Source organism: Caballeronia sp. GAWG2-1, from assembly GCF_023631405.1.
GTDB lineage: Bacteria > Pseudomonadota > Gammaproteobacteria > Burkholderiales > Burkholderiaceae > Caballeronia.
In genome coordinates this window covers 14,492-37,040 of the sequence record NZ_JALQDD010000021.1, presented here as the reverse complement: position 1 = coordinate 37,040, position 22,549 = coordinate 14,492, and the positions used below count along the sequence as shown (strand labels likewise).

Sequence of the window (22,549 nt, the reverse complement as noted above, 5' to 3'; positions counted from 1 at the left end):
AGACACCGTCACCGGTCGCTACCTGCGGAACGTTCGCCTCAGTCGAATTACGTCGTCCCATTGATTCGTTCGGTCAGTGCAATTGCCGCAGCGGGATTGCGCTCCTTATATCCACTGATGACGTAAAGAAACACATCCCGCGAACCGACCTTCGCACCCGCGCTTGTCGATGCCCTCGCCATATCCTCAGGCACGCCACCCGCCGCCCATTCTTTCGCGCGGCTCGCCCAGCCATCGAGCGCCGCCTTCGAGTAACCTTGCTTCTGCTTCTCTGTCGTTCCCATGATGCGTGCATAGACGAATGGTGCGGTCGTATCCGCGATTTGCGGATACTTCGAGTCTCCCGCGACGACAATCGCCACGCGATGCTTTCGCGCCAGCGCCACGAATGCCGGATCGCTGAAACTCTCGTGTCGCACTTCGACGGCATGACGAATTGCGCGGCCTTCCACTTTCGCGGGCAGCAGCTTGAGGAAAGCGCCGAAGTCATCGGCATCGAACTTCTTGGTCGCTGCGAATTGCCAGTTGATCGGGCCGAGCTTGTTCTGTAGTTCCAACACGCCGCTTTTGAAGAAACGCTCGATGGTTTCGCCCGCATCGGCGAGTACCCGGCGATTGGTCGCGTAACGCGGCGCCTTCAGCGAGAACACGAAGTCGTCCGGGGCTTCATCGCGCCATTTGGCGAAGGTCTCGGGCTTTTGCGAGCCATAGAACGTGCCGTTCACCTCGATGGTCGTGAGCGCGCGGCTCGCGTATTCGAGCTCCTGCTTCTGCGCGAGTCCCTTCGGATAGAACGTACCGCGCCAGGGCTCGAACGTCCATCCGCCAATACCGACGCGAATCCGCGCCGTCTTTCGCGTGGCCATATGTCGTCCTCGATGTCGTGTGTTCGCCGATGCGGCTTACTTGCGCCCGACCAGATAGGTCACGCCTTGCGGTCCGTAGCGTTCTTCATGCTCGAGATTCGCGGACAGCTGGAAGATCTCGCCGACGCGATACAGCCGCTCGTCATCGCCAACGCGGATGGTGATCTCGCCTTCGACAATTAGCGCCTTGGCTTCGAAGGGATGCGCGTGAATATCCATTACGCCGTTCGGCTCGCGCGTGACGGTCACGACTTCTTGAAAGCCCTCCTCGGGAAGAAGGGCGAGGAATTCGTCTCGGTGCATGGCGATCGTTCCAAAGTGAAAAGGAAAGCGCGCCCGCATACGAGAATGCGAGCGCACGGGATCATGCACCGGATGCTAGCGCAACTTTCAGGCCGCGCTTGCTGCTTCAGTTGCCGAAGAATATGTCGCAGGGCGGCCCGCGCACGCACGGCTTGGAGATGCCCGCGTTGGTTCCGGTCGTGCCGATTGCGCCAGTGGCGCCACGAGAGGCGGGCGCGCCGCCATACGACATATCGCCCGTTTGGCCTTGCGTGCTGCCTTGCATCGCCGGTTGCGACGAGGTATCCGCCGTGGTTTGTCCCGGCACCTGCGCCGTGCGGTAATACGTTTCCTGCGCCGAGGCGCTGCCAGCAGCCACCAGTAGCGAGGCGGCAAGCGCCGTCGCGACGAGACGTGTTTTCATATCGACTCCTTGAATGAGATGCACGAACCGACAATGGCCGGGTCGCGCTATTCGTTGTAGCGAACCGTCGTTCGCACACGACGTGCCACGGTGCGTTCTACTCGATGGCAGTGCGCGAAGAGGCGTCAGGGCCGGTTCCGGTCGGCTTCTGCCATGCGACCACTTGCCGGACTTGTAGATATGCAATTCGAAGGCGACTGCGAAGCAGACAGGGACGAACGCCAGTAAGACCGTTGGCGGATGATCCACCCAGGACATGCCGCATTGCACACTTCGTTATAGGCCGCGCAGCCGCGATTGAACAGGGTATTTGCTGCATCGCTGGCAATTCGGTCGGTGGCCTGACGCAAGCCGGGCGTGCGCGTCATCGTGAGGTCGGCCTAGAATGCCGAATGTGATCATCAAGGACATCGCCGACATGACTGTCATCATCTATCACAACCCGAAGTGCGGCACCTCGCGCAACACACTCGCGCTGATCCGCAATGCGGGCATCGAGCCGAAAGTCGTCGAGTATCTGACCGCGCCGCCGGATCGCGCGACGCTCACTTCGCTCATCGCGCGCGCCGGGCTTTCCGTGCGCGAAGCGCTACGCGAAAAGGGCACGCCCTACGCCGAGCTCGGCTTGGGCGACACGAGTCTCACCGACGAGCAACTCCTCGACGCCATGCTCGCGCATCCAATCCTCATCAATCGTCCCTTCGTCGATACCCCGAAAGGCGCGCGACTGTGCCGCCCGTCCGAACTCGTGATCGATCTTCTGCCGGAGCCGCAAAAAGGACCTTTTGCAAAGGAAGACGGCGAAGTGGTTATCGACGAAGCAGGCAAACGCTTGCTCTGACTTGACCGTTACCTGACGTTACCTTTCTCGCGGGTCTGTTGCACCTGTGTCAGGAATCGCCTTCTAGACTGCACTCGACATCACGCAATCGGGGCAAGGAGAAGGCGACATGAAAAAGCAGCTTGCAACTGTGGCAATCGCGTTGGCAGGACTCGGGGGTTTGGCGGTATCGACGGCAGCATCGGCGCATGTCGATGTCGCGGTAGGCGTCGGCGTGCCGGTTTATGCGCAGGCCCAGCCGGTCTACGTGCAGCCCGCATACGGATACGGCTACGGCGATGAACGCTGGCGCGAACACGAATGGCGACGCCACGAGCGCGAGCGTCATTGGCGGCATGAGATGCATCGCGAAGAACGCTGGCGCGAACATCACGGCTGGTAAGCGCACCGACTTTCTGCGCCTGGAAACGCGGCGGGCCGCAAGGTTGCGCCGCGTTGCTTTTTGAATGATGCGAGAGTGCGCCGACGCGCACAGGCAACTCCGCCAGTCACTCTTCCTCGCCAATACCCGCCGGACGTTGACTCGGCGGCTTGCGCATCCAGCGCTTCAGCAAGCCTTTCTCGATGATCCGCCCAACCGTCAGCAGCACGATGAGAATCACCGTGGCGATCAGCGCGAGACTCCATACGCCGAGCCCACACAGAATGCCCACGGCCGCCGTCACCCAGATTGAAGCCGCCGTGGTCAGCCCGCGAATGCGGTTCTCGCGCGGATTCTGAATGATCACGCCCGCGCCCAGAAAGCCGATGCCCGTCACGATGCCTTGCACCACCCGCGAGACTTCGGTGTTGTGCGCGAGCGGCTCGGTGGCAAATCCGAGCGCACACATGGTCGCGATGCACGCGCCGAGCGACACGAGCCCGAGCGTCTTCATGCCGGTCGGTTTGCCGTGCAGATCGCGATCGACGCCGATGATGCAGCCGATCAGCACCGCGACGAGCATGCGGACGACGGCATCGATGAGAATGGGTTGAGGAAGCATCGCGAAGAAACAGGACTGAAAGGGACGCTGCATCTTCGCATCAAAGGTCCGGACGCGCGCGGGATATTTTGGCGGGCTAACGTGCCGGTTCCTTGCAAGGAGACAACGTGAACCACCGTCCCAAATTCTCGATGATCGATGCCGCGCCGACGCCTGTCGGCCCGTTCTCCCACGCGGCAGAAGCCGACGGCTGGGTTTTCCTCACCGGCCAAATGCCGACCGACCCCAACGACGACAACGCCCCGCTGCCCGAGGGCGTCGCCGCGCAGACGCGCCGCGTGATGGATAACCTGATCCTGGTGCTGACGGGACTCGGCCTCACGCTCGACAGCGTGGTGAGCGCGCGCATCTTCCTCACCGAGTTCAAGCGCGACTACGACGCGATGAACGCCGTGTACCGCTCCTACTTTCTGCCGAAGCCGCTGCCGGCGCGCACGTGCATCGGCGTGACGGGCCTTGCGCGCGATGCGCTCGTCGAGATCGATTTCGTCGCGCGGCGGCCCTGAAGTTCAACGCCGCTTCGATGCGTCGACCCAGCGAAAGGTCAGGTTGATCCGTTCGCCGCGCGCGCCCGGCTCCTTCGGCACGCGATGCACCCATTCGAGCTGCGTGCGTCCGCGCATCACGAGCAGGCTGCCGTGCGTCAGCGCGAGCGCGTGCGTGGCATGCGTGCGCGCGTGGCGGAATTCGAATGCACGCGTGGCGCCAAGACTCACCGACGCGATCACCGGCTCGGGCCCGAGCTCGCGTTCCTTGTCGGCGTGCCAGCCCATGCTGTCGAGCCCCGTGCGATAACGGTTGAGGAGCACGCTGTTGAAACGCGCGGCGCACACGTCCTGAGCGGCATCGCGCAACCGGGCGACGGCGGGCGTCCACGGCTGCGGCACGTTGCGGATGCCCGAGTAGACATAGACGGCATCCGGCTCGCCTTGCCACGCGGTCAGGCGCGGCAGCGGCAAACGGCCGCGGGGCGTGTTCATCGTGTCCTGCTGCCAGCTTACTTCCGCGATCAGCTCGCCCATGAGATCGGAACCGGCGTCGGAGTCGATCCAGTCCGGGTGCCACACGATATCGGGTTTGGGAATGTCGTCGAAGAGATCGAACATGGGAACGCCGGCGTGCGCGGAAAAAGTCCACGATAGCAGAGCTGTCGCATGCTGCCTTGCGCCCTCATTTCATCAGGCTCGGGCGTTGTGCTACAGTCGCCTCGCCATCTTGAAAATGTACGAGGACACGCATGAACACCACCGCCGAAGCGACCGGCGGCGCGGCGTCGAGCCGGCGCATTCTGATTGTCGACGACAGCGAGGACGCCGCGCTTGCCATGTCGATGCTGCTCGAAGCATTGGGCCACGAAGTGCGCACGGAGCACGACGGTCCGCGCGCGTTGCAGTCCATCGACGATTTCAAACCCGACGTGGTGCTGCTCGATATCGGTCTGCCGGGCATGAACGGCTTCGACGTGGCGCGCGAGATGCGCAAGCGCCCCGTCACGCGCGACGCCTTGCTGCTCGCGCTGACCGGTTACGGCAGCGACGCGGATCGCCAGAATTCGATCGATGCCGGCTTCGATCATCACCTCACCAAGCCGGTTTCCATCGACGCTCTGGAAGCGCTGCTCGGCTAACGCCGCCTCATTCCTCGACGCGCAGTCTCGCCATATACGGCAAGTGATCGGACAGCCATGCGGTGTCCTGCGTCGGCACGAGCCATTCGACAGGCTTAAGACCGCGCACGAACATCTTGTCGAGCGCGAGCGCGGGCGAGAACGCCGGAAAGGTGCGGCCGGATTCGCCGAGCATCGTCGCGACCTCGCTCATGCCGAGTTCGCGAAATAGCGGCACGGAATCGTTGCGCCAGTCGTTGAAATCGCCTGCCAGCACGAGCGGGCCTTCCGGCGCTTCCTTCGCAATCCAGTGCGCGATCCAGTTCATCTGACGCAGACGCGCGGAACGCGTGAGCGCCAGATGCGCGCACAAGAGCGTGATGGCCTTGCCGGCGAAAGTGGCGCGCGCGACCAGCAAGCCACGCTTTTCGAAGCGATGCGCCGAGATGTCCCAGCGCCCGGACAGATCCAGCGGATGCGGCGACAAGATGGCGTTGCCGTGCCGCCACGACGGCTTGAACACGTTCGGCCCGAGGGCGATCTGCAATTCGAGCGCGGTGGCGATTTCGGTGGCCTGGCAATGCCAGACATCGTCGAGCGGCGCTGCAAGCGGGTTGCCGAAGCCGCTTGCGAGCACGGGCTGCGGCATGCGCCGCGCCATCGCTTCCTGGAGAAAATAGACGTCGGCGTTGGTGGTCTGAACCCACCGCTGCATGGCGTTCCAGGCGCGCAGTCCGAGCGGTGAGCGGCCCTTGTGGAGATTCCAGCTTACGGCGGTGAAGTCCGGCGTGCCGTTGTGCGTGGATGGACCTGGCGGAAGATGTTCTGGGTTTCGCATGCGTTCGTTGTGTGGTGGTGCGGCCTCTCTACTTTATGTCACGAAGGCCGTCATTGCGTTGCTGGTGCCGAAGCCATGCTCGCGCGCACTCGATACAGCAGCGTCGGATTGCTGTCGACGATCTTCCATTCGCCCCATTCGCCGGGCTTCAACACGAGCCCCGGATGCGATCCGCTCACCTGACGCGGCACCGGCGGCAACTTGCAGCCGGCCGCCGTGGTCCGCGAGGAATCATCCTGAAGCGTTTCCTGAGCGTCGATGGCGAGCGTGATGTCGTCGGCGCTCGCGTGCGTCGGCGAAACGGTGATGGTGCGCGTGAGATCGATGTCGCCCGCTGGCTGATTCGCACAGCCGACCTGATTCTGCGTGATGTTGTGATGCGTATCGGTGCGCGCCTGGCCGACATTCGTCGTGGCGGAAAACGAATCGATTTGCTGACCGTCGCGCACAACCTGCAACTCCCAGTCGACAGGCTGCGGCGTGCTTGACTGCGCCCAGGCAGGTCCCGCCGATACCACCACGAGGCACGCGCTCGCAGCAAGCACAAATCGAAAGGGGAACGGCAAGACGGTTCGTGTTGTTCTTTGCATTGAAGGCTTCTCCGGCGCACGGGCGGTTCGGATGGCGGCGTTTCGCTTTTGCGCGTGATCTGCTTGGGCGAAAAGCCGCTGGATCGGCGTTTCCTCGGCGACTTGATTCTGACCGGGCTGCACGGCTACGGTTCAGCCAGAATCCTTACCAAAACCCGACATATGGGCCGCGCGAAACACTTCGCAGCCAGGTTGGAAAAACGCCGCAAAAAAACAGCACGTTTCGAACCCGCTCGCGGCACGCTCACACGTGGGACGAACGATGATACTCGCGCCTGCGCTATGCGGCGGAATTGGCAGCAGACCCGCGAGACTGCTCGCTTGCGTGGTGTTTTGTCGTCGCTACACTGGCTTTGTCGACCAAAACAATGACGGGGTGTGACATGACGACAGCCGTGGTGAAACAGGAACTGGCGGTGGCATCGTTCAGCAAGGTCTACAGTCTCGACGACGTGGAAACCGCGCTCAACGACTTGTCCGAAGGCGCAAGCGAAGCCCTGCGCGCAACTTACGAGAAGATGCTCAAGGTCGGCAATCTGCGCTTCTGCGTGAAGCCGAATCGCATGCCGTGCATCGACGACCTTGCGGCTTCCCTGCCGAACTTCGAGGAGCCGCTCGACGACATTCGCAAGCAGATCGCGCTGTGCCTCGAAACCGAGGACCGCCTCGAACTCATGCCAATGCTGTTGCTTGGCGAACCCGGCATCGGCAAGACGCATTTTGCGAAGCAGCTTGCGCGAATGCTCGGGACCACGTCGCATTACGTGGCGATGAGTTCGCTCACCGCCGGATGGATTCTCTCGGGCGCGTCGTCGCAATGGCGCAATGCCAAGCCAGGCAAGGTGTTCGACGCCCTCGTGAACGGCAGCTACGCGAACCCCGTCATTACCGTCGATGAAATCGACAAGGCCACCGGCGACGCGCAATACGATCCGCTCGGCGCGCTTTACGCGTTGCTCGAACACGACACGGCGCAGACTTTCATCGACGAATTCGCGGAAGTGCCGATCAACGCGGGCAACGTCGTGTGGATTGCAACGGCCAACGACGCGCGCGCCATTCCCGAGCCGATCATGAACCGCATGAACGTCTACGAGATTCCCCCGCCGGATCGCGACGGCGCGCGTCGTATCGCGCAGGCGATTTACGACGACATCCGCACGACGCACGCGTGGGGCCGGCGCTTTCCCGAAACGCTCGGCGATGCCCCGCTCGATGCGCTCACGCAAGCCTCGCCACGCGGCATGCGGCGCGCGATGCTCAACGCGTTTGGCAACGCGCGTATCGACGGACGGCATCACGTCGAGGCGCGCGATATCCAGCTCGACCGTAATTCACGCAAGAAAGCGATCGGTTTTTAAAGCGCACGAATTTTTGGAATTGCCAAAAAAGCCATGGAAACATGACTTTTTTGTCATCGAACCGCCAGTTTCATGCCTTTTTCTGCATTGCTCCGTAATTCGGTTCAATTGCCATGCGTTTGTTGTGCAACTCGCAATAGTCAAGAACGTAGAATGGTTGCGAGCTATCTTGCAACGGAACGGACATGGATCGGATCGAGTGCGTGGTAATCGGCGCGGGCGTGGTTGGGCTTGCGATTGCGCGGCAACTGGCGATGCGCGGGCGCGAAGTGATCGTGCTGGAAGCGGGCGAGGCGATCGGCATTGGCACCAGTTCGCGCAACAGCGAAGTGATTCACGCGGGCATCTACTATCCGCGCGGATCGCAGAAAGCCGAGCTGTGCGTGCGTGGGCGCGAAATGCTGTACGAATACTGCCGCGAGCATGGCGTGCCGCATCGGCAATGCGGCAAGCTGCTCGTTGCCACGGCGCGCAATCAGATTCCGCAGCTTGCGGGCATCGAACAGAAGGGCCTGGAAAATCGCGTGGAAGGTCTCGTGCGGATCAGCGGCGCACAGGCAGCGGAGATGGAGCCGCAACTGACGTGCGTCGAGGCGGTGTGGTCGCCGAGTACGGGAATCGTCGACAGTCACCAGTACATGCTGGCGCTACAAGGCGATGCCGAGAATCACGGCGCGAACATCGTGTTTCATACGCCGGTGGCCGCCATCGACGCGCGCGAGGGCTGCTTTATCGTAGAGACCGGCGGCGATGCCCCGGCGCGCTTCCGGGCGTCGTTTCTGATCAACAGCGCGGGGCTTCATGCGAACAGGATCGCCAGCAAGATTCGCGGTCTCGACGATCGTCACGTGCCGCCGCTCTACTTCGCGAAGGGCAACTACTTCAGCGTGAGCGGGCGCGCACCGTTCGAACGGCTCATCTATCCGATGCCCAATGAAGCGGGACTCGGCGTGCATCTGACCGTCGACATGGGCGGCCAAGCCAAGTTCGGTCCTGATGTCGAATGGGTGCAGTCGCTCAATTACGATGTCGATCCGCGCCGCGCCGATTCCTTCTACGCCGCGATTCGTGCGTATTGGCCGGGTCTGCCTGACGACGCGCTGCAGCCGGCCTACGCGGGCATCAGGCCGAAGCTCTCGGGTCCGGGGCAGGCAGCCGCCGACTTCATGATTCAAGGCAAGTCCGCGCATGGCGTGCCGGGGCTCGTGAATCTGTTCGGTATCGAATCGCCCGGACTGACGGCTTCACTCGCCATCGCCGAGCGCGTGGCGGACATGATGCGTTAGCCGCGATTCCCCCGGGTTCTTATCTATAACATTTGGCTTCATCGATTCGCTTCCGGATTGTTATGCTCGGGCATCGCCGTCGTCAGAACGGCGTTTTCCCCCAATACAACATGGAGCGAGTCACCATGAAGGCATCTCGTCGTACGTTTCTCATCACCAGCGTGGGCGTTGCATCGACGTTCGCGCTCGGCTCGAAAGCCGCTTTCGCCGACGCACCGAAGGTCGACGAAAACGATCCCACCGCCAAGGCGCTCGGCTACAAGGAAGACGCGACCAAGGTCGATAAGGCCAAGTTCGCCAAGTACGCCGCCGGCGAAGACTGCGGCAACTGCCAGTTCTATCAAGGCAAGGCCGCCGATGCCTACGCGCCGTGTCCGATGTTCGCGAACAAGCAGGTCGCCTCGAAGGGCTGGTGCGGCGCGTATGTAAAGAAGGCCTGAGCTTCCCTCGTTGGACGACGAACGCGCCTGGCGGCATTGCCCGGCGCGTTTTGCGTTGTAGCCGCTTGATAAGCAAACGCATGGTCTTTACACTCGCCAAGGCAAATTCAGCCTTACGCCTCGCCTGAGCAAATGCATTCGATGCGCCGGGCGATACGCGCACGACGCGGCCAACGGGGGTCCGTCCGATGGCACGAAACCCAATGATCGACAAACCAAAGGGATTCGCATGGCAGGCAGACCATTGAATGCGCGCGCCGTCGCGGCCGCGGTCATCGGCAATGCGCTGGAGTGGTACGACTTCACCGTGTTCGGTTTCATGACTGTCGTCATCGCCCGCTTGTTCTTTCCGAGCTATAGCGACTACTCATCCATTTTGCTGACCACCGCGACCTTCGGCGTCGCGTTCGTGATGCGGCCGGTCGGCGGCATCGTGCTGGGTCTTTATGCGGATCGCGCGGGGCGCAAGGCGGCGCTCACGTTGGTCATCGCGATGATGACCATCGGCATTCTGCTGCTCGCGATAGCGCCGCCATACTCGGCAATCGGGATCGGCGCGCCGCTCGTGATCGTGTTCGCGCGGCTGTTGCAGGGCTTCTCCGCCGGCGGCGAGTTCGGAACGGCGACCGCGCTCTTGATCGAAGCAGCGCCGTTTTCCCGACGCGGTTTCTACGGCAGTTTCCAGATGGCGAGTCAGGCGGCGGCGCTCTTGCTCGGCGCGCTCGTCGGCGCGGCGATCACGCGCGGACTGTCGCCCGAAGCGCTCGATTCATGGGGCTGGCGCGTGCCGTTCGTTCTCGGTTTGATCATCGGGCCGATCGGCCTGTACATTCGGCGCAACATGGCCGATACCGAAGCGTTCCTGCACGCGAAGAAGACCGCGCGCCGCGCGACGCTTGGTGAAGTCTTCCGCAATCACAGCCGCGAAGTGCTGTGCGGGCTCGGTTCGGTGATCGCGCTGACGGTGACGGTCTATGTGCTGATCGCCTATCTGCCGACCTTCGCGGTCAAGCAACTCAAGCTGCCGCTCGGGCAGTCGTTCACGGCGCTGATCGTCGGCAATCTCATCTTGACCGTGCTTTCGCCGGTGGCGGGCGCGTGGTCGGATCGAATCGGACGCAAGGGCCTGACCTTGTGGTCGCTTCTCATCACGCTCGTGATCATCTATCCGCTCTTCGCGTGGCTCGCCGCCGAACCGAGCGTGGCGCGGCTCGTGGTCGTGCAGGCGCTCTTGTCGATCACGCTGTCCGGTTACTACGGGCCGTTCGGCGCGCTGATCGCGGAGCTGTTTCCCGCTCATATCCGCTCGACCGGGCTTGCGCTCGCGTACAACATCGCGGTGATGCTGTTTGGCGGCTTCGGGCAGTTCATCGTGACGTGGCTCATCAAGACGACGGGCTCGCAACTCGCGCCGACCTTCTACGTGATGGCGGGACTCGTGCTTTCGATCATCGCCGTGGCCTGCATTCCGGCGACGCGTCACGTCGATGTCGACGAGGCGCGCGACGGCATCCGCTAGGCGGTCGAGCGCCTGCGCGACGCTTCAACGCTCCAGACCCGCTGCGACGAGCAATTCCGCCAGGACTTCGGAGAGACCGCCTTCGTGGTTCGCTGCGCGTTCCTTCAATTGCGTCACGAGCTTCTCGTCCAGCTTGCAGGCAAACGGCACGAGGCCCTTGGCCTGATCCAGCTTGCGCTGCTCGCGGCGATCCAGTTTCGGCGCTTCCGCTGCGCCCACGCGCGGCTTGCCGCCTTGCTTCAGGTCGTTGGCGAGCTTGAACGCCTTGGTTTGTTCCAGTTGAAATTTGTTCACGCGATGCTCCGTTGCGGCGTTTTGATAGGCAGGGGCCGTATTGTACGTGGAGGTTCACACGCGGCCTGCATCCGCGAGACCGTCGATGCGCTCGCGCATGCGCTTCCAGTGCGAGCCTTCCCAGAAGACGCGGCGGCAGACATCGCAAGTCACGAAACGCGTGTGCCGTTCGCGCACGCCTTCGGGCACGCGGTCGTCGATCTCGCTCGCTGCCGCGCGACGCAGCGGCGCGTTGCACATGAGGCAGAGGCGAAACGCGCGCACATGCGGCGCGAGATCGAGACGTTCCGCCACTTCACGCCATTGCTCGTCGGCATGCAGTGCGCGCACGTAGCAGCCGTGCAGCACATTTTTTCGCTTGAGCAATTCGCGGTCGCGCGTAAGGACGATGCGTGCTTCATCGTGCGCAAGGCGCTCGATTTCATCGTCGGCGAAGTTGTTGTCGTAACGCGTGTCGAAACCCGCGAGCCGCAACAGTTGCGCGAGGCCGCCGAGATGCGCATCGGCGATAAAGCGCAGATCTTCCGCAACGAGCGCCGGCCGCAAAAGCCGTGCGCCGTCGGCCATGCCGGGCGGCACGCGCCGCGCGGGATAGATCTCGATGACATCGTTTTCTTCGATTGGCGCGTCGAAGCCGGCCGGATGCCCGTTGCGCACGATCAGCGCCACTTCCGTGTGCGGCACGCCCAGCGCTTCGATCATGTGCTTGGCCGACGAAGACGGCGGACAGGCGCAAGCGAATGCCTGCCCGCGTTGGGGCCGCGCCAGAAAGTCGTTCAGTTCGCGATGGAAGTGAAAGCGCGCCGTGACCATGCAGTCAGTATCGCATCGGCGGATTCGGCGTGCTGCCAGTCGATGTGCTCTACTGGCGCTCGGTCGGCAATCAACGAATGGAGCGTAAGCATGGATATCGGATTCATCGGTCTGGGTGAAATGGGCGCGGCCATGGCCGTCAACGCGCTGAAAGCGGGCCACACGGTGCGCGTCTGGAACCGCTCGCGCGACAAGACGCGTTCGCTCGCGGACCAGGGCGCATCCGTGGTCGATACCCCCGAGCAGGCATTTGCCGGCGACGCCGCCTTTTCGATGCTCGCGGACGATCAAGCGCTGCGCTCGGTGCTGATCGATGGCGGCTTGCTCAAGCACGCGCCGAAAGGCCTCGTGCACGTGAACATGGCGACCATTTCGGCGGCGCTCGCCGTCGAACTCGCGCAATTGCACGCGCAGCATGGCGTCGCTTACGTGGCCGCGCCCGTGCTTGGCCGGCCGGATGTCGCGGCGGCGGGCAAGCTCAACATTCTCGCGGCCGGCGCCGATGCCGACATCGCGCGCGTGCAACCCGTCTTCGACGCGCTCGGTCAAAAAACCTGGCGCGTGGGCCACGAACCGCAGCACGCCAACGTGCTCAAGCTGGCGGCGAATTTCATGCTGGCGTCGGCGATAGAAAGTTTCGGCGAAGCGGCCGCGCTCGTGAGCGGACACGGTATCGAGGCGCAGACGTTGCTCGACGTCATCACGAATTCGCTGTTTCCGGGGCCGGTTTATCAGGGCTACGGCAAGATGATCGCGGAGCGTCGTTACGAGCCCGCGCTCTTCAAGGCGCGGCTCGGTCTGAAGGACGTGCGCCTCGCGATAGCCGCGGGCGACGCGGTCAACGTGCCGCTGCCGGTCGCGAGCGTGGTGCGCGACAACCTCGTCGACGCGCTTGCCCACGGCGATGGCGAAAAGGACTTCGCGGTGCTCGGGCAAGTGGCGGCGCGCCGCGCGGGACGATGATCGTTGAAAAGAAACGTCTGTTCTAACGGGTTCGTGATTTGCTGGGATGGCTATGCATCGAACGTAATTAAAAATAGCTGGGAGACGTCATGCCATCGAACCGCATCGCCTTCGCCGCGCTTTGCTGGGGCGCCTTGTCGAGCGCGCCCGCTCACGCCGACGACACCCCGAGCCCGTGCGATGCGCTGAAGCGCATCGTGGCGGCGGCGCCGAATTTCTCGTCACTCTCCGCAATCGATGGACGGCCCGTCGCGTTGGCATACGGCGACGGCGCGAGCTGCGCGGCGTCGCAAAGCAACTATCGATGCACCTGGACGCCGCACGGCGGAGCAAGCGCCGATGCGCTGCAAAGCGTCGCGGCGGACATCGCTTCCTGTCTGCCGGACGCCACCCACGATCAGAATTCGCCCGCGCGCCAGCACTTTTATCTTGGCGCACGCGGCGCGCGCACGGAGATCGCGGCATCGCAGGCGGGCGAGAACAAGCTGAAGCTCGAAATCTACGGCAACCGGTGAGGCTATCGTGACGAAGCGCATCCTCATAGCCGACGCCGACGACGACGCCCTGAGCGGTCTCGCCAATCTCCTGAATGGAATGGGACACGAAGTGGCGCTCGCCGCCAATGGCGCGCAAGCCGTGCAAGTGGCCGCGCAGTTTTCGCCGGATGTCGTGATTCTGGATATCGGCGCGCCGCTTTTGGATGGGCTCGTCGCCGCGCGTGATTTGCGCCGCACGCCCACAGGTCACGCGATGATGCTCGTTGCGCTCACGGGTTGGGGTCAGCCGCAACACCGCGAACTAACGATGGATGCGGGCTTCGACGTACATCTCGTGAAGCCAATTTCATCGGATCAACTGCAGTTCATTCTCTCGATGACGCAGCCGTGAAATATTCCGTGTTGATCGCATGCAACGGAGATGTTGCATCGCATCAAATTTAACGATATAGTTACTCTTGTCTCCTCCATGTCTCCACTGATATGGATTCAGCCCGCCAAACTAGGCGGGCTTTTTTTCGTCCGCAGCAAACGATGCAGCCAATAAAAAAGCCGATCCGCTGACAAAGCGAACCGGCTTTTCTGCTTTCCGAGGGATAACGATCAGCGCGTGAGCCCGGCTTCCTCGTCGGCGCCGATGGCCAGATTCATGCATTGAATCGCCGCGCCGGATGCGCCCTTGCCAAGATTGTCGAGCCGCGTCACGGTCACGAAACGCTCTTCGTTGCCGAACACGAAAATCTCGACACGGTTCGTGTCGTTGCACGCTTGCACGTCGAAGAAACCGTTGTCGAGATTGCTTTCGGCATCGAACGGAAGCACGCGCACGAACGGCTCGTTGTTGTAGTACTCGGCGAGCATATCGCGCACGTCCTGCGGTTTCGCCTTGCGCGCGAGCTGGTCGGGCGAGAAATATGTCGTCACCGCCAGACCCTTCAGGAACGGGCCGACTATTGGCGTAAAGATCGGCGCGCGCTTCAAACCCGTGCGCACCGACATTTCCGGCAGATGCTTGTGCGTGAGGCCGAGCGCGTACGGACGTGGACTCGCCAGACGCGCGTCGCCGCCGGCTTCGTATTCGGCGATCATCTTCTTGCCGCCACCGCTGTAGCCGGTGATCGAATAGGCGTGCGCGTCGAAATCGGCGGATACGAGACCGCCCGCGACGAGCGGTTGCACCGACAGTACGAACGCCGATGCATGGCAGCCCGGTACGGCGATGCGCTTCGCAGTACGCAGACGTTCCCGCTGCGCGCGCGAAAGTTCGGGCAGACCGTACGCCCAGTCGTCCTGCGTGCGAAACGCGGTGCTGGCGTCGATCATGACGGTGCGAGCGTTGTCCTTGTCGACGAGCGAAACCGATTCTCGCGAGGCGACATCCGGCAGGCACAGAAAGGTCACGTCGGATGCGTTGATGAGGCGGCGGCGTTCCTCGACGTCCTTGCGCTTCGTGTCGTCGATACGCAGCACTTCGATGTCACGGCGTCCCGACAGATATTCGAAAATCTTAAGGCCGGTGGTGCCTTCCTGTCCGTCGACAAATACTTTCGTGGTCATCTCGATCTCACTGGTTCGGCGCGACGACGCAAATGGTTGCAACGCCTACGCGCTCGCCGCAAAAACGGACATTTTAAGGCGTTTCCGAGACGCGTTGATGTCCGTTGTCCGCAACGAGCGCGTGCAGGCTGTCAAACGCGCCGCCCAAGCGGCGCGCGCGCCTTACTTGCCGGTCCAGCGAGCAGTCACGGCAGCGATTCGCGCGCCAAATACGCGGGCGCTTTCGAGATCGCCGGGCGGCGGTGCTTCGTCCGGCGATGCATCCGCGGGCGATTGCGTCAGCAACCCGGTCGAGCCGCCGACGAAGTTCAGGTCGTTGCGGGTGGCGGCCTTCGTGTTCGACGGCATCATGCCGGTGCCCGCCCAGATCATGCCGTGTTGCATGGCGAGCGTGACGAAGTAGGAAATCGTCAGGAACTTGTCGCCGTTCATGGTCGCGGAATTGGTGAAGCCAGCCGCGATCTTGTCTTTCCATTTTTGCGCGAACCAGGGTTTGGAACTGGCGTCGGCGAATTTCTTGAAGTCGGCGGACGGGCCGCCCATGTAAGTCGGCGAGCCGAAGACGATGGCGTCGGCGGCATCCAGGTCGGCCCAGGCGGCGTCGTCGAGATCGCCGACTGCGATCAGTTTGGCGTTGGCGCCTGCGTCCGTGGCGCCGGCCAGCACGGCTTCGGCGGCTTTCTTCGTGTGGCCGTAGCCGCTGTGATAAACGATGATGATGTTCGACATGGTTTCCTTTAGCCGCGATGAATTCGCGGTGCGTCTCGACTGCACGCGTGTGGGTTTGCTCTTCGCGACGACGGCATGGAAGCCATCACTCGACGAAGGCGGCGGGCGAGCGGAACCAGTCTAGCAAAGACAAATTTCGTTCTGCGGACATGGATGCGGCGAGCGTTACGCTCGCCGCCCGTTCATTACCGGCCGTAAGTGAAGGTCAACTGCGCCGAGGCGATGCTTACCGTGCGGATTTCGTGTTCGAACATCAGCGCGGGCGTACCTTGCCGCAGCCGCAGGTCGTCGCTGCGCAGCGCATACACCGTCACGATATAGCGGTGCGCCTTGCCAGGCGGAGGGCACGGACCGCCGTAACCGTCGGTGTCCCAGTCGTTGCGGGCTTCCACCGCGCTCATTTTGCGCAGCGTGCCGGCGGCGCTCGCATTGGCCGGTATATGCGTCACACCCGCCGGAATGCCAGCGACGGCCCAATGCCACCAGCCGCGGCCGGGGGCGTCGGGATCGAATACGGTGATCGCAAAACTGCGCGTATCGGTGGGCGCGCCGCGCCATGAAAGCTGCGGTGAGCGATTGCCGCCCTTGCAGTCGGATTCATTGAAAAGAAGATCGCTCGAAACCGGCTTTCCCGTAACTAGATCGACGCTTGAAACGGTGAATGCCGGTTCTGCCACGGCGTCTTGTGGCATGAAAATAACCGCCAATATCCACGTCGAGAGTGCGAATAACGTAAGACCGGCCGGACTCTCGGTTCGACATGCGAGGCGCATGTAGCTGACTCCTGTCAGTGCCGTTGCGCCTTATATCAGCGTTTCGATGGCTGCAACGATGTTTTTTGTCTCAGTGATGCGCTTCATGCCAAGTTGCAGTTTAACATTGCAACAAAGCATTAAAAGCTTGCACCTTGAGACTAAACCTATGGCGCAGTTCAAATGTGTCTGAAATTAAAAACGAGATGACGCCTTGACGGCGGCGACTTCGGCAGCTATCAAAGAGAAAATGAATATCCCGACAGTGATTCGCGCGGCATCAGACGAACCAATATTCTGGGGCAGTAAATGAGCCAGCGAATAAAAGTCATCATTGCAGACGATCATCCGGTCATCTTGTTCGGCGCCACTCAGGCGCTCAACAAGTTTCCGGAGGTCGACGTCATTGGTCAGGCCAAGCAATCCACCGAGCTTATTCAATTGCTGCAAAAATCGCATTGCGACGTTCTCGTAACCGATCTTGCAATGCCGGGCGGCTCTTATGGCGATGGCATGCCGCTGCTCGGCTATATCGGCAGGCAATTTCCCAGGGTAAAACTCGTTGTCCTGACCATGCTCGAAAACCCGGCCTTGCTCAAACGTCTGCGCGAAGTCGGTGTCATGTCGATCATCAACAAAGCCGACGACATGAACCATATCGGCTGGGCAATTCAGCACGTCATGCGCGGTCAGGAGTATCTCGGGCCATCGGTCAAGGCGGCGCTCGACAGCATGGGAATGAGCGGAAGCGGTCAGCAACGCAGCGTGATTCTTTCCAAGCGTGAACTCGAAGTGGTACGGCTCTTCGTCTCGGGCATGACGATCACTGAAATAGCGGGGCAATTGCGGCGCAGTATTAAAACCATCAGCACGCAAAAGAACACCGCTATGCGCAAACTGGGTATCGAGCGAGATTCCGAATTGTTTCAGTATGCACAAAGTAATGGCTTGATGAATCTCTCGGCATATTCGGGCGACGGTTCCGTGGAAGACGTACCCATTCCAGATTCGAATTAGGTTCGCACTATTTAACCGCTGGACGAATTGAAAAAAGCCGCTGATGATGTCAGCGGCTTTTTCGTTTCGATTCTCAACCAGCGATTGCTTTAAAGACTTATTGCGGCGCAGCCGTCGCTCCGCCGTGTGCCGCCGACCATTCGGCAGGCGCGTGCAGGAATTTCTCGACCTCATCCAGCGTCTTCGATTCGAAGTAGCCTTGTTCCTTGGCGACGCGCAGCACGTCCCACCACGTCGCGAGCGCGTGCAGATTCACGTCGATATCCTTCAGCACCGACACGCTCTCTTTGAAGATGTTGTAGTGAAAGAGCACGAAGCAGTCGTTCACCGTTGCGCCGGCCGTGCGCAGCGCATTGATGAAGTTGATCTTGCTGCGGCTGTCGGTGGTCAGGTCTTCCACCAGCAGCACGCGCTGGCCTTCGGTCAGAAGACCTTCGATCTGCGCGTTGCGACCAAAACCCTTGGGCTTCTTGCGAACGTATTGCATCGGCACCATCAGGCGATCCGCCAGCCACGCCGCGAAAGGAATACCCGCCGTCTCGCCGCCTGCAACCGCGTCGATCTGTTCGTAGCCGACGTCGCGCAGAATGGTCGCCTCGGCCATTTCCATCAGACCGCGACGCACGCGCGGATAGGAAATCAGCTTGCGGCAGTCGATATACACCGGGCTCGCCCAGCCGGACGTGAAGATATACGGTTTTTCCGCGTTGAAGTGCACCGCCTGTACTTCGAGCAAAATCTTGGCGGTGGTGTCGGAGATCGTCTGGCGATCGAAGCCTGTCATGGGCGAATCCTTGGACTTGGATGGTGGCGCTTGGTCGAAGCGGGAGGCGGCCGCGTGGGGCCCTGGCGCATTAACAGGCAGAACGAGCCGCTTTTGGACGGCGTTCGTGCGGTTCCTGCGCGCGTAGGCCGAAATTTTACCCGAGGTGAGACGTTCGGGCGAGCGGCGCTCGGGACAGCGCCTATTTTTTGAGCGTCTTGTAGCCGCGTGGTCGTCGCACTTAAACTCGCGCAACTTCGCCCGCCGTGCTCCCACATGACTCCCGCTTCCCCTTCCGTCGATACCCCGAATCACCGCCACGCGCTGCACGCGCTCATCGCTTCCATTCTCGGCTATGCGATGGATGGCTTCGATCTCCTGATACTCGGCTTCATGCTGCCCGCGATCGCCGTGGATCTGCACCTCACGCCCGCGCAGGCAGGGTCGCTCGTCACGTGGACGCTGGCCGGCGCGGTCGCGGGCGGCGTGGTGTTCGGCATGCTCTCCGATTACTTCGGCCGTGTGCGCATGCTGACCTGGACCATTCTCCTGTTCGCCGTCTTCACCGGCCTGTGCGCGCTTGCGAGAGGATACGGCGACTTGCTGGTCTATCGCACCATCGCGGGCATTGGGTTGGGCGGGGAGTTCGGCATTGGCATGGCGCTCGTCGCCGAGGCATGGCCGGCTCGGCTGCGGGCGCGCGTGTCCTCGTATGTCGGGCTTGGCTGGCAACTCGGCGTGCTCGCCGCCGCGCTTCTCACGCCGCTTTTGCTGCCGATGATCGGCTGGCGCGGCATGTTCGCCGTCGGCTTGTTGCCGGCGGTCGCGTCGTTCTTCGTGCGGCGCAAGGTCGCCGAACCCGCGCTCTTCACGGAACGTCGCGCGAAGCACGCGCCGCGCAAGCTGCCGCTCGGACGTCTCTTTGATACCGCGCGCACGACGCGTGCGAGCCTCGGCGTGATCGTGCTGTGCTCGGTGCAGAATTTCGGCTATTACGGGCTGATGATCTGGCTGCCCAGTTATCTATCCAAGACCTTCGGCTATTCGCTCACGAAGTCGGGTCTCTGGACCGCCGTCACCGTGCTCGGCATGGCGCTCGGCATCTGGCTCTTCGGCGTCGCGGCCGACCGCTTCGGCCGCAAGCCCGCGTTTCTCTTCTATCAGATCGGCGCGGTGGCAATGGTCTTCGTCTATTCGAACTTGACGAGCCCCGGCGCGTTGCTGGTAGGCGGCGCGGTCATGGGCGTGTTCGTCAACGGAATGATCGGCGGTTACGGCGCGCTCATCTCCGAAATCTATCCGACCGAGGCGCGCGCAACCGCGCAAAACGTGCTGTTCAATATCGGCCGCGCGGTCGGCGGACTGGGTCCGGTCGTGGTTGGCGCGCTTGCCGCGAAGTATTCGTTCGCGACTGCGCTCGCCTTGCTGGCATCGATCTATTTACTCGATATATTTGCCACGCTCTTTCTCATTCCCGAAAAACGCGGCGCCGAACTCGACTGATTGACCGTTCGGCCTAGGGAAAATGCTGCTGCGCGCCATCTGGAAGGCGAGGTGTACACTGGTCGTCCCAAAAATTAAAGCTCCGGCCGTCCCGTTCGATCCTTACGGGCGGCACGCCGCGTCTATCCGATGCGCCGGGCGACTGAAGACATTGGTCCATCGAATCACACTCCACACTCAATGTTGAGCGGTCGTCGGCGGTGTGAACCCTGTTCAAAATATTTCTAACGTCTCAGGCTAATCATGGACGAACAACTGAAGCAAAGCGCTCTCGCGTATCACCAATACCCGCGTCCGGGCAAGATCTCCGTCACGCCGACCAAACCGCTTTCCAATCAGCTGGATTTATCGCTTGCGTATTCGCCGGGTGTAGCCGCCGCATGCATGGCGATCTTCGATGAACCGCTCGACGCGCAGAAATACACCTCGCGCGCGAATCTCGTCGGCGTGGTGACGAACGGCACGGCGGTGCTCGGCCTCGGCAACATCGGTCCGCTCGCGGCCAAGCCGGTGATGGAAGGAAAAGGGTGTCTGTTCAAGAAGTTCGCGGGCATCGACGTGTTCGACATCGAGCTCGACGAGACCGATCCCGACAAGCTCGTCGATGCAATCGCCATGCTCGAACCGACGCTCGGTGGCATCAACCTCGAAGACATCAAGGCGCCGGAATGCTTCTATATCGAGAAGAAGCTGCGCGAGCGCATGAAGATCCCCGTTTTCCATGACGATCAGCACGGCACGGCGATCATCGCGTCGGCGGCAATTCTCAACGGCCTGAAAGTGGTCGGCAAGAAGCTCGACGAAATCAAGCTCGTCTGTTCGGGCGCGGGCGCAGCCGCTATCGCGTGTCTGGACTTGCTCGTCGATCTGGGCTTGAAGAAGTCGAACACGCTCGTCGTCGATTCGAAGGGCGTGATCTACGAAGGACGCGGCAACCTCGATGTGTCGAAGGAGCGCTATCAGGCGACCACCGACGCGCGTACGCTCGCCGATGCCATCGATCAGGCCGACGTTTTCCTCGGTTGTTCGAGCGCGGGCGTGCTCAAGCCCGAGATGGTCAAGGTGATGGCCGACAAGCCGCTGATTCTCGCGCTTGCCAATCCCGAGCCGGAAATTCGTCCGGAGGAAGCGAAGAAGGTGCGGCCGGACTGCATCATCGCGACTGGCCGTTCGGACTATCCGAATCAGGTCAACAACGTGCTGTGCTTCCCGTTCATCTTCCGTGGCGCGCTGGACGTGGGCGCCACGACCATTACCGAAGAGATGAAGCTCGCGTGCGTGCGCGCGATCGCCGAACTCGCGGAAGAAACCGACCAGGGCGATGAAGTCGCGAAAGCCTACGAAGGCCATTCGCTCGAATTCGGCCCGGAATATCTGATCCCGAAACCGTTCGATCCGCGACTCATCATCAAGATTGCGCCGGCCGTGGCGCAGGCCGCGATGGATTCGGGCGTGGCGACGCGTCCGATTCAGGACATGGACGCGTATCGCGAGACGCTCGGCGCGACGGTGTATCGCACCGGCATGGTGATGCGGCCGGTGTTCGTGGCGGCGAAGGCTGCGCCCGCGCGCATCGCGTTTGCAGAAGGTGAAGACGAGCGCGTGCTGCGCGCCGCGCAGTTCGTGTTGCTGGAGAAGATCGCGAAGCCGATCATCATCGGCCGGCCGGCTGTCGTCGAAATGCGTCTGCAGAAGATGGGCTCGAAGCTCAAGCCCGGCGTCGATTTCGAGATCGTGAATCCGGAAGACGATCCGCGTTATCAAAAGAGCTGGCAGGCGTATCACGAAATCGCCGCGCGTGAAGGCGTGACGCCCGAAAGCGCGAAGGCCGCGCTGCGCAAGTTCAACACGCTGATCGGCGCGATCCTGGTTCATACCGGCGACGCCGACGGCATGATCTGCGGTCTCATCGACACGTATCAGGATCACCTCAAGTTCATCGATCAGGTGTTGGGCAAGTCCGAAGGCGCAAACAACTTCGCGGCGATGAATCTGCTGATGCTGCAAGGGCGCAATCTCTTCATCAGCGATACCTACGTCAACGAAACGCCGACGCCCGAGCAGCTTGCCGACATGACGATTCTCGCCGCGCGCGAGATCGAGCGCTTCGGCATTTCGCCGAAGGTGGCGCTGGTGTCGAACTCGAACTTCGGCAGCGTGCCGAGCGCGTCGAGCAAGCGGATGGCCGAAGCACGCAAGCTGATCGCCGAACGCGCGCCGGACCTCGAAGTCGATGGCGAAATGCACGGCGACGCCGCGTTGTCGGAAGCGGTACGCAAGGCTTCGTTCCCCGGCACGACGCTCACCGGCGAAGCGAACCTGCTCATCATGCCGAACGTGGAAGCCGCGAACATCACGTACAACCTGCTCAAGATGGTGAGCGGCGAGGGCGTGACGGTCGGACCGTTCCTGCTGGGCGCGGCAAAGCCCGTGCACATCCTGACGCCGGCCGCGACCGTGCGACGGATCATCAATATGACGGCGGTGGCTTCGGCGAACGCGAAGGTGGCGAATAACAAGTAAGGGCAAAACGGCGGCTTCTCGCGAAGAGGTCGCCGCTTCTCTTTGGACGCACGAAAGACAAAAGGGCGGTCCTCGTGGATCGCCCTTTTGTTTCAAACAGCG

General features: G+C 61.9%; 27 protein-coding genes. 14 read left to right on the top strand and 13 right to left on the bottom strand.

The features are described from left to right. Positions 1-47: 47 nt before the first annotated feature. The 3 genes from NCR98_RS12840 to NCR98_RS12830 form a co-directional block, all read right to left on the bottom strand. Positions 48-866 carry a DUF72 domain-containing protein gene (locus tag NCR98_RS12840; protein WP_244826482.1) on the bottom strand — a complete coding sequence of 273 codons (819 nt, stop codon included), beginning with the start codon at positions 864-866 and terminating at the stop codon, positions 48-50. 36 nt (positions 867-902) lie between these two features. Then, positions 903-1,169, bottom strand: coding sequence for a cupin domain-containing protein (locus NCR98_RS12835; protein ID WP_250509613.1), 267 nt, complete (start codon positions 1,167-1,169; stop codon positions 903-905). Between the two features lie 106 nt (positions 1,170-1,275). Beyond that, positions 1,276-1,572, bottom strand: a complete 297-nt coding sequence (locus NCR98_RS12830; RefSeq protein ID WP_250465934.1) for a hypothetical protein — start codon at positions 1,570-1,572, stop codon at positions 1,276-1,278. 418 nt (positions 1,573-1,990) lie between these two features. Between NCR98_RS12830 and arsC the strand changes: the two genes are divergently transcribed. Together arsC and NCR98_RS12820 are read left to right on the top strand one after the other, a co-directional pair. After that, complete coding sequence (gene arsC, locus NCR98_RS12825; protein WP_250526365.1) at positions 1,991-2,413, top strand: arsenate reductase (glutaredoxin); 423 nt, start codon at positions 1,991-1,993, stop codon at positions 2,411-2,413. 109 nt (positions 2,414-2,522) lie between these two features. Further along, positions 2,523-2,795: a hypothetical protein gene (locus NCR98_RS12820; RefSeq protein WP_244826479.1), complete on the top strand. Its 273-nt coding sequence runs from the start codon at positions 2,523-2,525 to the stop codon at positions 2,793-2,795. A 106-nt stretch (positions 2,796-2,901) separates the two neighbouring features. On the opposite strand, the gene NCR98_RS12815 is transcribed toward NCR98_RS12820, so the two are convergent. Further along, entirely contained in the window at positions 2,902-3,396 is a 495-nt protein-coding gene (locus NCR98_RS12815) for an MgtC/SapB family protein (RefSeq protein WP_244826478.1), read from the bottom strand. 131 nt (positions 3,397-3,527) lie between these two features. On the opposite strand from NCR98_RS12815, the gene NCR98_RS12810 reads away from it, so the two are divergent. Continuing rightward, positions 3,528-3,902, top strand: a complete 375-nt coding sequence (locus NCR98_RS12810) for a RidA family protein (RefSeq protein ID WP_284503230.1) — start codon at positions 3,528-3,530, stop codon at positions 3,900-3,902. 3 nt (positions 3,903-3,905) lie between these two features. On the opposite strand, the gene NCR98_RS12805 is transcribed toward NCR98_RS12810, so the two are convergent. After that, positions 3,906-4,502, bottom strand: a complete 597-nt coding sequence (locus NCR98_RS12805) for an alpha-ketoglutarate-dependent dioxygenase AlkB family protein (RefSeq protein WP_244826476.1) — start codon at positions 4,500-4,502, stop codon at positions 3,906-3,908. Between the two features lie 131 nt (positions 4,503-4,633). Here NCR98_RS12805 and NCR98_RS12800 point away from each other — a divergent pair, with 131 nt between their 5' ends. Beyond that, on the top strand, positions 4,634-5,023 hold the full coding sequence (locus tag NCR98_RS12800; RefSeq protein ID WP_244826475.1) for a response regulator: 390 nt from the start codon (positions 4,634-4,636) through the stop codon (positions 5,021-5,023). Between the two features lie 7 nt (positions 5,024-5,030). On the opposite strand, the gene NCR98_RS12795 is transcribed toward NCR98_RS12800, so the two are convergent. Both NCR98_RS12795 and NCR98_RS12790 read right to left on the bottom strand, forming a co-directional pair. Beyond that, the gene (locus NCR98_RS12795; RefSeq protein ID WP_250465929.1) at positions 5,031-5,840 is read right to left on the bottom strand and encodes an endonuclease/exonuclease/phosphatase family protein; all 810 of its coding nucleotides are present in this window, start codon (positions 5,838-5,840) and stop codon (positions 5,031-5,033) included. Between the two features lie 50 nt (positions 5,841-5,890). Beyond that, positions 5,891-6,430 carry a hypothetical protein gene (locus tag NCR98_RS12790; protein ID WP_250526349.1) on the bottom strand — a complete coding sequence of 180 codons (540 nt, stop codon included), beginning with the start codon at positions 6,428-6,430 and terminating at the stop codon, positions 5,891-5,893. A gap of 383 nt (positions 6,431-6,813) precedes the next feature. Here NCR98_RS12790 and NCR98_RS12785 point away from each other — a divergent pair, with 383 nt between their 5' ends. The 4 genes from NCR98_RS12785 (at position 6,814) to NCR98_RS12770 (ending at position 11,036) form a co-directional block, all read left to right on the top strand. Then, positions 6,814-7,791, top strand: a complete 978-nt coding sequence (locus tag NCR98_RS12785) for an AAA family ATPase (protein ID WP_250526348.1) — start codon at positions 6,814-6,816, stop codon at positions 7,789-7,791. A 185-nt stretch (positions 7,792-7,976) separates the two neighbouring features. Next, positions 7,977-9,077 (top strand): NAD(P)/FAD-dependent oxidoreductase, encoded by a 1,101-nt coding sequence (locus tag NCR98_RS12780; protein WP_250465923.1) that lies wholly within the window; start codon positions 7,977-7,979, stop codon positions 9,075-9,077. Positions 9,078-9,202: 125 nt separating this feature from the next. Continuing rightward, a complete protein-coding gene (locus NCR98_RS12775) occupies positions 9,203-9,517 on the top strand; it encodes a high-potential iron-sulfur protein (RefSeq protein ID WP_244826470.1) in 315 nt (104 codons plus the stop codon). A 229-nt stretch (positions 9,518-9,746) separates the two neighbouring features. After that, on the top strand, positions 9,747-11,036 hold the full coding sequence (locus tag NCR98_RS12770; RefSeq protein ID WP_244826469.1) for an MFS transporter: 1,290 nt from the start codon (positions 9,747-9,749) through the stop codon (positions 11,034-11,036). Positions 11,037-11,060: 24 nt separating this feature from the next. Here NCR98_RS12770 and NCR98_RS12765 read toward each other — a convergent pair whose 3' ends face one another. Together NCR98_RS12765 and NCR98_RS12760 are read right to left on the bottom strand one after the other, a co-directional pair. Then, on the bottom strand, positions 11,061-11,330 hold the full coding sequence (locus NCR98_RS12765) for a hypothetical protein (RefSeq protein WP_244826468.1): 270 nt from the start codon (positions 11,328-11,330) through the stop codon (positions 11,061-11,063). A 54-nt stretch (positions 11,331-11,384) separates the two neighbouring features. Next, positions 11,385-12,143 carry a Mut7-C RNAse domain-containing protein gene (locus NCR98_RS12760; RefSeq protein ID WP_250526347.1) on the bottom strand — a complete coding sequence of 253 codons (759 nt, stop codon included), beginning with the start codon at positions 12,141-12,143 and terminating at the stop codon, positions 11,385-11,387. Between the two features lie 90 nt (positions 12,144-12,233). Here NCR98_RS12760 and NCR98_RS12755 point away from each other — a divergent pair, with 90 nt between their 5' ends. The 3 genes from NCR98_RS12755 (at position 12,234) to NCR98_RS12745 (ending at position 13,994) form a co-directional block, all read left to right on the top strand. Beyond that, the gene (locus tag NCR98_RS12755) at positions 12,234-13,106 is read left to right on the top strand and encodes an NAD(P)-dependent oxidoreductase (protein WP_250509607.1); all 873 of its coding nucleotides are present in this window, start codon (positions 12,234-12,236) and stop codon (positions 13,104-13,106) included. An 89-nt stretch (positions 13,107-13,195) separates the two neighbouring features. After that, positions 13,196-13,621, top strand: coding sequence for a hypothetical protein (locus NCR98_RS12750; protein ID WP_244826465.1), 426 nt, complete (start codon positions 13,196-13,198; stop codon positions 13,619-13,621). Positions 13,622-13,628: 7 nt separating this feature from the next. Next, on the top strand, positions 13,629-13,994 hold the full coding sequence (locus NCR98_RS12745; RefSeq protein ID WP_250526346.1) for a response regulator: 366 nt from the start codon (positions 13,629-13,631) through the stop codon (positions 13,992-13,994). Positions 13,995-14,206: 212 nt separating this feature from the next. Here NCR98_RS12745 and argC read toward each other — a convergent pair whose 3' ends face one another. The 3 genes from argC to NCR98_RS12730 form a co-directional block, all read right to left on the bottom strand. Further along, positions 14,207-15,160: an N-acetyl-gamma-glutamyl-phosphate reductase gene (gene argC, locus NCR98_RS12740; protein ID WP_250526345.1), complete on the bottom strand. Its 954-nt coding sequence runs from the start codon at positions 15,158-15,160 to the stop codon at positions 14,207-14,209. 162 nt (positions 15,161-15,322) lie between these two features. Further along, positions 15,323-15,889: a flavodoxin family protein gene (locus NCR98_RS12735; protein ID WP_244826462.1), complete on the bottom strand. Its 567-nt coding sequence runs from the start codon at positions 15,887-15,889 to the stop codon at positions 15,323-15,325. A gap of 185 nt (positions 15,890-16,074) precedes the next feature. Further along, on the bottom strand, positions 16,075-16,581 hold the full coding sequence (locus NCR98_RS12730; RefSeq protein ID WP_250526344.1) for a YbhB/YbcL family Raf kinase inhibitor-like protein: 507 nt from the start codon (positions 16,579-16,581) through the stop codon (positions 16,075-16,077). 369 nt (positions 16,582-16,950) lie between these two features. Here NCR98_RS12730 and NCR98_RS12725 point away from each other — a divergent pair, with 369 nt between their 5' ends. After that, positions 16,951-17,658 (top strand): response regulator, encoded by a 708-nt coding sequence (locus NCR98_RS12725; protein WP_244826460.1) that lies wholly within the window; start codon positions 16,951-16,953, stop codon positions 17,656-17,658. A gap of 97 nt (positions 17,659-17,755) precedes the next feature. On the opposite strand, the gene NCR98_RS12720 is transcribed toward NCR98_RS12725, so the two are convergent. Next, entirely contained in the window at positions 17,756-18,442 is a 687-nt protein-coding gene (locus NCR98_RS12720; protein WP_244826459.1) for an orotate phosphoribosyltransferase, read from the bottom strand. Between the two features lie 255 nt (positions 18,443-18,697). On the opposite strand from NCR98_RS12720, the gene NCR98_RS12715 reads away from it, so the two are divergent. Together NCR98_RS12715 and NCR98_RS12710 are read left to right on the top strand one after the other, a co-directional pair. After that, entirely contained in the window at positions 18,698-19,924 is a 1,227-nt protein-coding gene (locus tag NCR98_RS12715) for an MFS transporter (RefSeq protein ID WP_250526343.1), read from the top strand. Positions 19,925-20,167: 243 nt separating this feature from the next. Further along, positions 20,168-22,447, top strand: a complete 2,280-nt coding sequence (locus NCR98_RS12710) for an NADP-dependent malic enzyme (RefSeq protein ID WP_244826457.1) — start codon at positions 20,168-20,170, stop codon at positions 22,445-22,447. Positions 22,448-22,549 lie beyond the last annotated feature (102 nt).